The sequence below is a fragment of the Treponema socranskii subsp. socranskii VPI DR56BR1116 = ATCC 35536 genome (genome assembly GCF_000468115.1).
GTDB classification, from domain to species: Bacteria; Spirochaetota; Spirochaetia; order Treponematales; family Treponemataceae; genus Treponema_D; species Treponema_D socranskii.
Genome location: NZ_AVQI01000049.1, coordinates 1 through 12643, shown reverse-complemented (window position 1 = coordinate 12643; position 12643 = coordinate 1). Strand labels below are relative to the sequence as shown.

Annotated in this window: 11 protein-coding genes; all 11 read right to left on the bottom strand. The window is 49.9% G+C overall.

Features of this window, described 5'->3' with window-relative positions; genetic code table 11:
• Positions 1 to 133: 133 nt before the first annotated feature.
• The 11 genes from HMPREF0860_RS06255 to HMPREF0860_RS06205 all read right to left on the bottom strand — a co-directional run bounded on the left by HMPREF0860_RS06255 (position 134) and on the right by HMPREF0860_RS06205 (position 12288).
• The gene (locus tag HMPREF0860_RS06255; RefSeq protein WP_021330179.1) at positions 134 to 790 is read right to left on the bottom strand and encodes a GntR family transcriptional regulator; all 657 of its coding nucleotides are present in this window, start codon (positions 788 to 790) and stop codon (positions 134 to 136) included.
• 11 nt (positions 791 to 801) lie between these two features.
• Entirely contained in the window at positions 802 to 2085 is a 1284-nt protein-coding gene (locus HMPREF0860_RS06250) for an L-cysteine desulfidase family protein (RefSeq protein ID WP_021330191.1), read from the bottom strand.
• Between the two features lie 4 nt (positions 2086 to 2089).
• Positions 2090 to 2713 carry a dihydroxyacetone kinase subunit L gene (locus tag HMPREF0860_RS06245; RefSeq protein ID WP_021330184.1) on the bottom strand — a complete coding sequence of 208 codons (624 nt, stop codon included), beginning with the start codon at positions 2711 to 2713 and terminating at the stop codon, positions 2090 to 2092.
• Positions 2714 to 2799: 86 nt separating this feature from the next.
• Entirely contained in the window at positions 2800 to 3807 is a 1008-nt protein-coding gene (locus HMPREF0860_RS06240; protein WP_021330181.1) for a dihydroxyacetone kinase subunit DhaK, read from the bottom strand.
• Between the two features lie 314 nt (positions 3808 to 4121).
• Positions 4122 to 4433: a PG0541 family transporter-associated protein gene (locus HMPREF0860_RS06235; RefSeq protein WP_021330189.1), complete on the bottom strand. Its 312-nt coding sequence runs from the start codon at positions 4431 to 4433 to the stop codon at positions 4122 to 4124.
• Positions 4434 to 4657: 224 nt separating this feature from the next.
• Entirely contained in the window at positions 4658 to 7813 is a 3156-nt protein-coding gene (locus HMPREF0860_RS06230) for an efflux RND transporter permease subunit (protein ID WP_021330182.1), read from the bottom strand.
• 97 nt (positions 7814 to 7910) lie between these two features.
• Complete coding sequence (locus HMPREF0860_RS06225; RefSeq protein WP_021330192.1) at positions 7911 to 8840, bottom strand: efflux RND transporter periplasmic adaptor subunit; 930 nt, start codon at positions 8838 to 8840, stop codon at positions 7911 to 7913.
• The gene (locus HMPREF0860_RS06220; protein WP_021330178.1) at positions 8837 to 10261 is read right to left on the bottom strand and encodes a TolC family protein; all 1425 of its coding nucleotides are present in this window, start codon (positions 10259 to 10261) and stop codon (positions 8837 to 8839) included. Before HMPREF0860_RS06220 ends, HMPREF0860_RS06225 begins: the two co-directional genes overlap by 4 nt.
• A 66-nt stretch (positions 10262 to 10327) precedes the next feature.
• Positions 10328 to 11557 (bottom strand): TetR/AcrR family transcriptional regulator, encoded by a 1230-nt coding sequence (locus HMPREF0860_RS06215; RefSeq protein WP_021330183.1) that lies wholly within the window; start codon positions 11555 to 11557, stop codon positions 10328 to 10330.
• A gap of 246 nt (positions 11558 to 11803) precedes the next feature.
• Positions 11804 to 12061 (bottom strand): type II toxin-antitoxin system RelE family toxin, encoded by a 258-nt coding sequence (locus HMPREF0860_RS06210; protein WP_021330188.1) that lies wholly within the window; start codon positions 12059 to 12061, stop codon positions 11804 to 11806.
• A complete protein-coding gene (locus tag HMPREF0860_RS06205; protein ID WP_021330180.1) occupies positions 12058 to 12288 on the bottom strand; it encodes a hypothetical protein in 231 nt (76 codons plus the stop codon). Before HMPREF0860_RS06205 ends, HMPREF0860_RS06210 begins: the two co-directional genes overlap by 4 nt.
• Positions 12289 to 12643 lie beyond the last annotated feature (355 nt).

The following is a 12643-nucleotide window of genomic DNA, read 5'->3' as shown; positions in this document are numbered from 1 at the left end:
TTTGCGAGCGTCTCCTATCACACGGTGCGACGCACAACGTCACTCCGTGTGTCCTCACAAGGAATCGCAGTCGGCTTTTATACCTTTTATTCCGAAAGGATGAAGTTTCCACTGCGGCAGCCTTAACGCCGCTTCAGTTTCCGGGTGTAAAAAATTCTACGATGTCTTTTCGCAAACATTCGACGGCAGCCTGCTTATTTCCGTCCGTCAAATAATTAATAAGCTGTTTGTGATAATTTGCGCCGCTCTGTACCCGCGTAAGGTGCAAGGTTTTCCAATACGAACGCACATAGGCAATGCCGAGCGCACGCATAACGGCGGCAAGCTGTTCGTATGAAAAAGCGTTGTTCGAAAACGAAAAAAGCGTCAAGTGAAACGTGCAATTTTTTTCCCAGTGTTCGAGCGCCTCTCGCTGCTCCGGCTTACTGTAATCCTTATACACCAATTCTTGCAGCTGCACTATCCGCTCATCCGTTATCGCATCCCAATTCCGATCGAGATATCCGCATTCCAATACGACACGGTAATCGAGCATCTCCGAAACCGTCCTATCGGAAATCGATGATACTTCATATCCGAAGCGCGGTATACTTTTTAATAATTTTTCATTGCACAGCGAAATAAGCGCTTCACGAATCGGCGATTTGCTTACGTCAAATTCGTCGACAAGAGATTTTTCCGTGATGATGTCACCGGATTTATATTCATCGCGGATAATACGCTGAAGGATAATATCGTAATACACATCTTTCAGCGTATTGTTCGAATATTTTTCTCTCGTCGCTGCCATGCTCGGAAACCTTATTTTTCCAACATGATATGCAGTATTTCGGTATCGGTGGAACGCATGCCTTCGCGACCCACGCGTCCGAAGCTTCGTATCGTATCTTCCGCCGATTCTTTTACGAGACCTTCACCGCTTTTAAATGCGACGCCTTCGTGCGAGCCGAGTTCAAATCCCAATATGGCGGCGTCTACAGCCGATGCGATTTTTGCCGCGCACGACGGTTTTGCTCCGTCACACACGATACCGCCTACATCGGCAAGCGTATTCGTAATCGTACGCGCAACGGCATCTTCATCGCCGCCGTGCAAATACGTGATGCCGCATCCCGCTCCGGTCGCAGCGCATACCGCCCCGCAAAACGCACTCAAACTGCCGATATACCGCTTTTGCAAAAGCGCAATCAAATTTGCCAAAACGAGGGCGCGGATCAATTTGTCGTGCGGGACATTCCATTCTTTCGCATATTCGATTACCGGCAGCGATACCGTCATCCCCTGATTGCCGCTGCCGCTGTTTATGACGACGGGCAGCGGACATCCGCTCATACGCGCATCGCTTCCCGCCGCGGCGGCAGCACGGGCACGCACGCGTACGTCGTTTTTGTCGTACAGCTTTTCGAGCGTGCGTCCGATCTTCGCTCCGTATTCGCGTGCAAGCCCTTCTTTCGATATGGCGGTATTGTATTCGATCTGCCGTTCGATAACGGCGCGCACATCGTCGATGTTCACTTCATCCGCAAAGCGGATGATATCCCGTACCGAAAGCAGCGATTTGTTCGCTTCGTTTCCCGCATCGTTTTTTACACCGGTCGATTTCACATCGATCAGTACATTTCCGTTCTTTTCGATATAGGTAATATTCGTATGCTTTTCCGAAACGACGACAACAGCCGTATCTTCTCCGCTCTTTGCCGTCACGCGGATATACAGATTGTCTTTGCCGTCGACAAGACTGCACGTACAAAAACCGGAATCGACAAGTTGTTTCGCTTTTTTAATCTGTTCTTCGGTGATTTTGGAAAGCGCTTCCAAACCGATTTCAGCATCGCCGCCGACCGCACCGAGCGTCGCTGCGACATCGATCCCTTTTAGACCGCCGGAGTTCGGAACGGTTACGCCCTGTACGTTTTTGACGATATTGCCGCTCGCTTCGACCCGTATCGTTTCGGGAAAACTCCCGAGCACGTCGCGCGCTTTCGCCGCCGCAAACGCGATGGCAATCGGCTCGGTACACCCCAGCGCGGGTACGAGTTCTGTTTTGAGAATCGCTACGTATGCATCGTATATCTTTTTGTCCATATAATTATTTTCCTTGACAATACGTATTTATCGCTTCAAACAAGAGTTTGCCGACGACCGATCCGCCGTCGAGCACTCCGATGCTTTTTTCCGCGTAGTATGCCGCACGTCCGTGTACCGCTTTCATGTTCTTCGTATTTTCCGAACCCCTTGCAGCGGCGGCGGCGGCGGCTTCGAACGCTTTTTTTTCACCGTCGGCGCTGTGCTTTTCAAGCGCGTCGACTGCGGGAATAAAGGCGTCCATGATCGTTTTTTCTCCGGCTTTCGATCCGCATTTTTCACTGATCGCTTCGATCCCCGCTTTAAATGCGGCACTCGTTTCCGCCAAATCGATATCCGTTTTGCCGCGCATCGCTTTCGCCATACCCATAATGCCGATCGACGTAATCGTTCCGAGCGACGACGGTGCCTTTTCGTTAAACGTCATCCCCATCTTCATAAATAATTTTCCCAAGTCCGTTTCATCGGCGGTATCGAGAAAATCGCTCACCGCTTTATAACCTTCGCTCATGGAAATGCCCAAATCGCCGTCACCGTTTTGCTGATCAAGCCGAATGAGATAATCTTTGTTTTTCGTCATGACATCGCTTATAATTTTACATGCACCTTTTACATCCTGTGCATTCATACGAAGCCTCCATAAAATTAATAATCGGGAACAAGGCTGTCGAAAAAGCAAGCGCTTTCGAAACAGCCCCTCAGTTCTTAGATATACTATTTATTTTCATTCGTATAGAACGGAGTCGATGCCGGAGCGCGGAGCAATTCTTCAAGCTGCGAATCGAGTTTGAATACGGTGATCGACAGGCCGGCCATCTCCATAGATGTGGCGAATTCTCCGATGTGCGGCATAAAAACGCTTACGTTTTTAGCGGCGAGCATCTTTGCAATCGAACGATAGACGATGAGCTGCTCTTCAAGCGGCGTTGCGCCGAGTCCGTTTACCATAACGGAAACTTTGTCGCCGGAAGCAAGAGGCATATCGGCAAGGATTTTATCGAGGATAACCTTTGCGACTTCATCGGCCGTCATCATTTTGCGCACTTCGATTCCGGGTTCACCGTGGATGCCCATGCCAACTTCGATTTCATCGTCGTTGATGGAAAACGTCGGCTTTCCGACTTCCGGAACGATGCACGGAGAAAGCGCGACACCCATCGTTCTGATATTTGCAAGCGCCTTTTCCGCAACGGAAGCGACTTCATCAAGCGACATCATTTTATCGGCGGCCGCACCGGCAACTTTAAACGCATACACCATACCCGCAACACCGCGGCGCTTTGCCGCCGTTTCTTTTGCGCTCGAAGCGACATCGTCGCACACGAGTACGGTTTTCGTTTTAATATCGTCCATGTCGACCATTTCGCAGGCCATGTCGAAATTCATTTTATCGCCGCCGTAGTTTCCGTAGAGGCACAAAACGCCGCTGCCGCGGTCGCACGCTTTAATCATATTCGCCATCTTCTGCGATGACGGAGAAGCGAACACATTGCCGATCGCGCAGCCGTCGAGCATACCGCTTCCGACATAGCCCAAAAACACCGGCAAGTGACCGCTGCCTCCGGCCGTCACGATGCCGACTTTGCCGTCTTTTACGGGATAGCCCGAAACGAGCACGCGGCAGTCACCGTCGAGAAAATGCACTCTGTCGCCGTATGCGAGTTCGATACCTTCCATCATTTCGTTTACAAAATCTTCCGGTTTGTTAATAATCTTTTTCATACGTACCCCCATATTGATTTAATAATTTATATTGCGGACAATCGATTATGACGCTGTCATCCGCCCAAATACGCTTTGATCACCTGCGGATCGAAAAGCAATTCTTTTCCGGTTCCATCCATGATTACTTCGATGGGTTCGCGGCAATCTATAATATATCAGTAATATCTTACGAAGTACCTATCAGTAGTATAAGGCCACTTTTCAAATAACGCAAGTTTTTTTTACAATTTTTTTCGAGAATTTTTAGCGCTCGAGCAGTCCGTATCATAACAAACGTTCTCCGCGCTACGCCGACAAAATCTCGCGCGGCGCTAAAACTCTTCCGCTTCGCTTATAAAACAGCCGACACATTCGGTCGGGTATTTTTCACGCAGCTTTTTAATAATCGATTTCAATTCAGCTTCTTCGTCGCGGTCGCAGTAGATGATGTACATCGCATTGAGCTGCGGCCACACCGAGTCTCCGAGCCGCGGATTACCGTAACCGGCGCCCATCACCGAAGGAATTTTCGTAAAGTGCAATCCGACTTTGCGTTCGGCAAATTCCTGCTGAAAATCTTCTTCCAGCGCCTGCGAAAATATGATCTCCATTCGAACGCGCCGTATTCCGTTTATTTCGTTCATATTGACTCCCATAAAAACTTTTGCAGGAAATAGCAATTTCCGAAAAAGTTTTTAGCCGTGCGCGTAAGCGCACACGTTCAATAGTCGAGTTTGCAAAATAAAGCGTATCGTATTCATGCGTTTTTTATCGAAACGCCACATACACGTCTTCTGCAAACATCCGCGCAAACTCGAGATAAAAAGTGTCGGCGATATTTCAGACGACACTTTTTATCATACATCCGTTACGCTTCGCGAGTGCGAAGCAGTTTTCGCTCAAGCTTCCGCTGCCGTCTCGAATTGACGATATAATACACGGTCGGCATTACAAAGAGCGTCATCAAAGAACCGAAGGTCATGCCTCCGAACACCGTCAAACTTATCGGCTGCATACTTGCCGAGCCCTCGCCGGGAAAAAACGCCATCGGCATGAGCGAAATGACGGTCGTAAGCGTACTCATCAAAATGGGGCGCAGGCGGTTTCGCGCGGCTTCGACGCACGCGTCTTCGAGCGCAAGGCCGCGCTTACGCAGCAGATTCGTGTAGTCGACGAGGACGATACCGTTGTTGACGATCGTACCGACGAGAACGAGTACGCCCATAACGGTGACGACGCTCAAACGCGAACCGTTGAGCGCGTAGATCGCGATGACGCCGATAAAGGACAGCGGTATCGTAAACAAAACGATAAACGGATCCATAAAGGATTCGAATTGACTCGCCATGACGATAAACACGAGGATCGACGCCATCATGATAATCAAACCGAAATTTCTCACGGCTTCCATCATATCTTCATAGTCGCCGGAAAATCCGATGCGCACGTTTTCGTCTTTCGGGATATTCGCATTTATAAGCTTTTGTATTTTATCCTGCACTTTATCAAGCGAAAGTCCCGCCACGGGCTTAGCCGTGATGTGAATGACGCGCGCCTGATTCTCGCGTAAAATCGTCACGGGAGAAGTCGTCTCTTTATAGTGCGCGAAATTCGAAAGCGGGATGCGTTCTCCCGACGCGTTTACGATCGAAAGCAAATCCAAATCGGCAAGCTTCGTTTTATCTTTTTTCGAAAGCCGCACGATGACGTCGATGTCGTCGCCGTTGTCGGTATAACGGCTCGCGATCGTACCGTTGATGAGCGCCGCCACTTCGCTTCCGACCGTATATACGTTTACTCCCAGTTCGTACATACGCTCGCGTTCGAATACCAATTCTACCTGCGGCAGCCCGTCTTCCAAATCGCTTGAAACTTCGGTGACGACATCCTGCGCCTGCTCTCTTAAAAGCTCTTCAAGCTGAGCACCGGTCGCACGGAGCTTATTCAGATCGTCGCACTTGACATTGATGCTCATACCGCCGGTGGACATACCGTTTTGATTTTGCGCGAAGCTCAGTTTGACACCCGGTATTTTATTAAAATATTTTCGAAGCTTCGCCTTTGCCGACTTTTCGTTGTCCCAGCCGGCCTCTCGCTCCTCAGCAGGGTACAGCGTAAACGTCACGGTTCCGGTATTCGTTCCCGACGTCGATGAAAATATATCCGTTCCGCCGACCGTCGTCGATGAATATTTGACACCTTTTAATTCCTGCGTCGCCGTCGTTTCAAAGCCCCGAAGCGTATCGTCGGTGACTTCGAGCCGAGTTCCTTTCGGCAATTCGAATTTGACGGAAACGGTATTCGATGCTGGTTCCGGCATAAAAATAAAACCGATGAATTTGACGGCCGCAACGGACAACACCAACAAGCCTATGAGTGAAAAAATACACAGTTTCCGACGGTGCAATACGAATTTCACGCCGCGCGCGTAGACATCGTCGAGGCGCGAAAAAAAGTGCGTAAACCGGCGGTTGATTTCGAACCGCACCCCTTCTCCCCTGTCCGCAAGTTTATCGATGCGGAGATACTTCGAGCTCAGTACGGGTACGAGAACGATCGCGACGACGAGCGAACACAAAAGCGAAAAGATTATCGTCATTGCGAGATCGTTGAATATCTGTCCCATCATACCGAGCTGACCTTTGAACATGAGCATCGGAAGAAAAATACATACCGACGTAAACGTACTCGCGCTGATCGAAAGGATCATCTCCTGAGAGCCGAGCACTGCGGCAACGCGCGGCTTCGCGTCTTTTTGCCGGTACGCGTAGATATTTTCGAGGACGACGATCGAGTTGTCGACGAGCATACCGATGCCGAGCAGCAAACCCGCCATAGAGATCATGTTGATCGAAATCTTCGTAAAGTACATGAGAAAGAGCGTGATGAAAACCGACACGGGGATCGCGAGTCCGATGATGACCGTGCTCTTAATCGAACGCAAAAAGATAAACAGCACGATAACCGCGAGCAGCGCGCCTTGGATGACGGACTTTACGACTTCCGCAATCGTCTGCTCGATGATATCCGTATCGTTCGACGATTCGATGATATCGACGTCGGACGGCAATTCGACTTTTATAGCTTTGATCGCCTTGCGCACGGCGTGCGCCGCGTTTACGGAATTTTTTCCGCTCTGTTTTTGGATGTTCAGTATAACGCAGGGTGTTCCGTTCAGGTAAGCGAGCGTGTTTTCGTCTTTGTAACCTTCGTACACGTCGGCGACGTCGCGCAGGCGGATCGTTGTAATGCGAGGCCTCGCCGATCCCGGAGCGGCCGACGCTTTATACGAAATGACGGTATTTTTCAAATCTTCGACGCTCGTGTACTTACCGCTCGTTCTTATCGTGTAATTGATATCGCCGCTCGTAATCGTACCGCCGGAACTCTGTACGTTTTGCGAACCAATCATCTGCGCGACGGAAGTGATGGAAAGGCCGTACGCTTCGAGCCGGTCGCGAGGTATGTCGACGTTGATCGATTTTTCGCGGCCGCCGACGATCCGTGCAGATGCAACGCCGTCGATCTGTTCGAGGCGCGGCTGTACGATATCTTTCGCGTATCGGCGGAGTTCTTCGGGCGTTCTGTTCCCCTGCAGCGCGAGCGCCATGATCGGCATGAGCGACGGATCGGCTCTGATCGTCGTAGGCGAAGATGCACCCGTCGGCAGATAGCTCCGCACCAAATCGATTTTATCGCGTATTTCGGCGACCGCCGCATCGAGATTGGTGTTAAAATTGAATTCCATAAAGATCAGACTTAAACCGGACGACGACTGTGATTGCATTTTTTTCAAACCGGTCGCACCGGAAAGCCCGTTTTCCAATATGCGCGTCAAACTCTGCTCGACTTCTTCCGGCCCCGCATTTTTGTATTCGGTATAGACGAGCATATAGGGCAGCTTCATATTGGGATACATATCGACCGGCAGCTGCGTTGTACAGAAAATGCCGAGCCCGATGAGCGCGATAAATACGAGCAGCACGGTAACGGGTTTATTGACGGAGTATTCCGATAATGTCATTTACGACTTCCTTAATAATTAATAAATTGAATATCGATGTTCAAAACGCTTGGAAAATTTCGAATTTTGGAAAACTCGAAATTGACCTAATCTTACTTCAGTTTGCGGCACCGATGATGTTTACCTTTGCGCCGTCGTTTAAGAGCGTCTGCCCTTTTACGACGATTTCATCGCCTGCGGAAAGCCCGCTCGTAATTTCCGTGCGGTTGTCGACGGAAATACCTTCCGTTACCGCCAGCATTTTTACGACGGCAGCTTTATCGTTTTGCGCCTGAGACGCAATTGCAAATATGTACGGCTTACCCGCCCGCGTGATGACAGATCCCGACGGAACGACGATCGCGTTTTGTATACTGTCGGTAATGAGGCGGACGCTTCCGTACATGCCGACTTTAATGCGTTCATCGGGCGGAGAAAGATGCAGCTTTACCGCCATCGTCCGCGTCGTCGTATCGAGGACGGGAGACACTTCGACGACCTTTGCCGTAAACTCGATGCCGGGATAGGCTGCAAACTGCGCGGTCGCCGACTGGCCGCGTTGAATGCGGCTCACAAAGCGTTCGGGAATATTGACGCGGATTTCCAAATCGTCCGTGCTGCCGATCTGCACGACGGGCATCGTCTGAGAAACCGTCGCACCGACCGACGGCATCGAGGTAATGATCCTTCCGCTTACCGGAGCGCGCACGGGACTTTCGCTGTACGACATGCCGGGACGGCTCGCGTCGACGTATGCGATCACTTGATTTTTTGCAACCGTATCGCCGATGTTCGAAAGCACGCGCGAAATTTTTCCGCTCATATCCGGCAGTACGTCGACCGCCGAAACCGATGCGACGTCTCCTCCGAATTCGAGATATTGATCGAGGTTGCCCTTTTCGATTTTATACGTATTGACGGCATAAACGATATCGTCTCCTTCACCGCCGGCGGCAGCCGTATTTTTTTTGCAGCCCGCGATCGAAGCGATTATTAAAACGAGCGATAAGATGCGGGCGATTTGTATAAAGCGATTCGAATATTTCATCGAGTTCCTCCGTTTGTCGTTGCTGCGGCGCTCTTTACCGTCAAATCCGTATTCAACGTTTCTTCGAGATTGAGCAATGCCGTAATATATTGATAGCGCTGATTCGCCAAACCGAGCCGCGCTTGATTGAGCTGACGTTCCGCATCGCGGAGGTCGAGCAGTTCGGTCGTACCGTTTTGATACGAACGCAGCGTCATCGCATACGAGCGCTGCGCGAGTTCGACGTTGCGCTGCATCGAAGCGATCTGGCGTTTTGCCTGATCGAGCGTATTGATCGCAGTGCGCACTTCGAGCTTTTGATTTTCAGTAAGCTGTTCGCGCGAGATTTTAAGCTTTTCGAGATTCGCGCGAAGGTCTTTCGCTTTTTGGCGGTTCGACGAAAACGGCAGCATATTCGTGACGTTCCACGCGAGCGTCGCACTGAACGCGCCGTTATCGTTCCAATTATCCTTATCGAACCAATTCGAATCGAAGGCGTCGCGCAGCATCGGCTGGTAATTCCAATTCAAAGACAGAGCCGGCGAAAAACTTGCAAAATCGAGCGCCGAAAGATTGTGCTCGAGCGTTTCGATATTGTTGTCGAGGGAACGCAGAGCGAGCGACGAGTTCCCGTACGTCGCGATCAAATCGTCGGCATCGACATCGATAAGAGCGGGATCGATCGAACCCGCAAGTTCGATCTTCGTGCCGGAAGGCATACCGAGCAAAAACACGAACATATCGAGCTGCTGCGCGAGAGAAGTTTCCGCCTGCTCCGTTTCGGGAATTTGATTTTCATACTGCACTTGCGCCTGCAAAAGCTGCAGTTCGGGAATCCTTCCGTTTCGATAATTCACCGCCGCCTGCACGCTCCGCCGCCGTGCGTTTTCGAGCGTTTCCCGCTGAATCGCGAGGTTGTCCCGCTGCAGCAAAAGACCGAAAAACAGCTTTTTAACATTGGTAATCGTTTTTCGCTCGGTTTGTTCCCGCGTGATTTGGCCGCCTTCATAGCCCGCCTTTGCCGCACGTATTTGACCGATGTACGCAAGGCTTAAATTCAGTCCCGCGCTCAAGTTTCCGACAGCCGCCCAGTGCATGCTTTCGGTTTCCGAAATCGGCGTATACGGCGTCCCAAAAACCGCAGCCCCTATCGCACCGAGCGCATTTGCCTGCTCGATCGATGAACTGATATCCGTCGTACGATTGAGCGTTCCCGTCGCCCGCACGTCGGGTAAAAATACGTTCCACGCATTGTCGGACGCGCGCTTGGCTATTTCCAAATCGATATCCGCACTTTTGAGCGTGCGGCTGTGGACACGCGCATAGGCAACCGCTTCATCGATCGTCAACATTACCGTCTCGCCGCTTTGGGCAAACGAGCGCAGCACGACGCTTAAAAAAATTAATAATATCGCTTTGTATTTTTTATTGCATATATTCATCTTAGCTCCTAAGTTCATACAAATTATTAAGTGCGCACGAAACACCGAACGGTATCACCGCGATCGTCAGCTTCCGCCCCTCTTATGAACGGCAGTGTTGCCGATTCCCGATTCCGTCATCGCGTATAATCTTTTCAATGCGGCAAACATACGCTTGTCCGAAAAACCGAATCTGCGGCAATGGATAAACATCGTAACGACGATCGCGAAAAACCAGCCGAGAACGCGTTGAGAGGTCGGGGGTATACCGACATCGGGAAGCGAAGCGATAAAACGCTTCCAATAAACCGAATCGTATATCGTATCGACAAAATCCGGCGCTTCGGCACGATCGACAAAATCGTTGATGCCGATGAGACTCGAACAGATATCGACTGTCTCGGGATACTTTATAAAATACAGCAGTTCCGTTCGGAGGACGGCGTACGTACATTCTTCATCCGTCGTCAAACCGTCCATATTTTCGGCGATCATACCGTGCATCCGAATCACTTCGTTTTTTATAAGCGATTCGACCATTTCGTTTTTACTTTTATAGCGCGAATAGAGTGAGCTTTTAGCGAGGCGCAATTTTTTTGCCAAACGTTCGATCGTAATGCCGGCCGCTCCGTATTCGGACACGACGGAAGCGAGTGCAAGAAGTTCGTCGGTAAGCGGCGCTTTCTTTTGCATTGCGGATTTAAAACGCGCATCGAGCTGTGCGAGCCGCTTTCTTTCGGGAATATTTTTTCCGATACCGTTTTCAATCAGGGCTGCAAGTTTATTCGCAAAGTCGGCGGAGTCCGCAAGGTTCGGAGTATTCGTATCGAGCGCGTCGAAACGGATCAGCGTAAAAATAAAAATCGTCGTACCGACGTAGATACTCATCACATAAAGATCCGTATCTTTAATCGAACCGTCCCTTGCAAAAAGCGAATCGAACACCCGTATGCTGCGCTTCCGCAATTCCCGTACAAAGGCTCCTTCGTCCACGATACATTGCTGCGATTGAAAATACATGACGTATTCGCGGTGATTGACGAGAAAATCGACCGCCTCGGACATCGCTTCGATGCGCTTGCCGTTTTGATAGCATTCGAGCATCCGCCGCACGACTTCCGCGATGCCGTCGAACATGCGCGCATTCATCGCTTGCCTGATCGACGCTTTGCGCGGAAAATGCTTAAAGATGGCCGCTTTACTGATGCCGACTTTTTGCGCGATCTGCGACAGCGAAATATGCGTAAATACCGGCTTGCGGTAAAACGAAAATGCTGCGTCGATTATTTTGTCCCGCGTTGAAACGCCTTCCTTCATACAATTCCCAAACAGTTACGGATGAAAAAGGTTACCGATTGTTCGGTAACCTACGGAACTATAGCGAATTGCTGCAATTTTGTCCAGTAGCCCGCATAAAAAAACCGCCCCCAAGCCGAAGTTCCCTCCAACGTGAGAGCGGTTGGTTTTAGATGCGGAACGGAAGCCGGGAATAAACCGAACTACCAATTAGCTAATCGCTTCCACTTCTTCTTGGGTGAGACCGGTATCATCGTTATCCTCCGTTCATCGATACACCGTTGCGCGGTGTCCGATTTCGATGACGGTGATAATTAATCTATCGTCACGAATACGGCATAAAATGCGGTAATCGCCGACACGGTACCGCCATAGCCCTGAAAGATTTGAAGTAAGCGCTTTCCCGCGGGAACGCGGATTATCAAGAAGCTCAATTTGTTCAAGGTAATCCAAAACACGCTTTGAGATTGCCGCGTCCAACTTTTTTAGTTGCTTTTTAAATGTTTCCGTCAAGACGACTTTCATAGACCTAACTCGTGCCGCACTTCGGCGATGGTATATGCTTTTTTTCCGCTTTTTTCAAAGTCATTCCACGCTTTTTCGGCACACACTGCGTCTTCGGCATCTTCCTTCAATTCGGCAAGGTAGCGGCTGAGGGCATTTTCCAAGATGGTATCTTTTGCCGCTCCGGTCATTCGGGCTGCCTGTTCCAATTCTTGATACAGTTTATTTGTCATGGTCATTGTAGGCATAGCTTCCTCCTAAAAAAGGCAATGAGGACGTTTGAACTTCCGAATTGCCTTTTTTCGCCGTTTTGTAAGGCTTTAGCCTGAAAAACGGCATACAATAAACGATGTTTCATCAGGCGACAGCCTAATGAAACTCGAAGTTGAAGCGAGCGGCACTATTTGAGCCGTGAGCTTCAACCGTCCTCCTGTCTTTTATTATATCACAGGCTAAAGGATTTTAAAAGAGATAGCTATAACTATTAAAGTAATGACGCCCGCATAAAAAAAACGCCCTCAGAGCCGGAGCTTTGTCCGGCTTGAGAGCGGCCGGTTATTTTAGTTTGTAATTATCGAAACCAATTATCAATTAATTAATCGC

Coding starts and splice junctions, on each gene's coding strand:
- HMPREF0860_RS06255 (WP_021330179.1), bottom strand. CDS start 790: ATGGCAGCGACGAGAGAAAAATATTCGAACAATACGCTGAAAGATGTG.
- HMPREF0860_RS06250 (WP_021330191.1), bottom strand. CDS start 2,085: ATGGACAAAAAGATATACGATGCATACGTAGCGATTCTCAAAACAGAA.
- HMPREF0860_RS06245 (WP_021330184.1), bottom strand. CDS start 2,713: ATGAATGCACAGGATGTAAAAGGTGCATGTAAAATTATAAGCGATGTC.
- HMPREF0860_RS06240 (WP_021330181.1), bottom strand. CDS start 3,807: ATGAAAAAGATTATTAACAAACCGGAAGATTTTGTAAACGAAATGATG.
- HMPREF0860_RS06235 (WP_021330189.1), bottom strand. CDS start 4,433: ATGAACGAAATAAACGGAATACGGCGCGTTCGAATGGAGATCATATTT.
- HMPREF0860_RS06230 (WP_021330182.1), bottom strand. CDS start 7,813: ATGACATTATCGGAATACTCCGTCAATAAACCCGTTACCGTGCTGCTC.
- HMPREF0860_RS06225 (WP_021330192.1), bottom strand. CDS start 8,840: ATGAAATATTCGAATCGCTTTATACAAATCGCCCGCATCTTATCGCTC.
- HMPREF0860_RS06220 (WP_021330178.1), bottom strand. CDS start 10,261: ATGAATATATGCAATAAAAAATACAAAGCGATATTATTAATTTTTTTA.
- HMPREF0860_RS06215 (WP_021330183.1), bottom strand. CDS start 11,557: ATGAAGGAAGGCGTTTCAACGCGGGACAAAATAATCGACGCAGCATTT.
- HMPREF0860_RS06210 (WP_021330188.1), bottom strand. CDS start 12,061: ATGAAAGTCGTCTTGACGGAAACATTTAAAAAGCAACTAAAAAAGTTG.
- HMPREF0860_RS06205 (WP_021330180.1), bottom strand. CDS start 12,288: ATGCCTACAATGACCATGACAAATAAACTGTATCAAGAATTGGAACAG.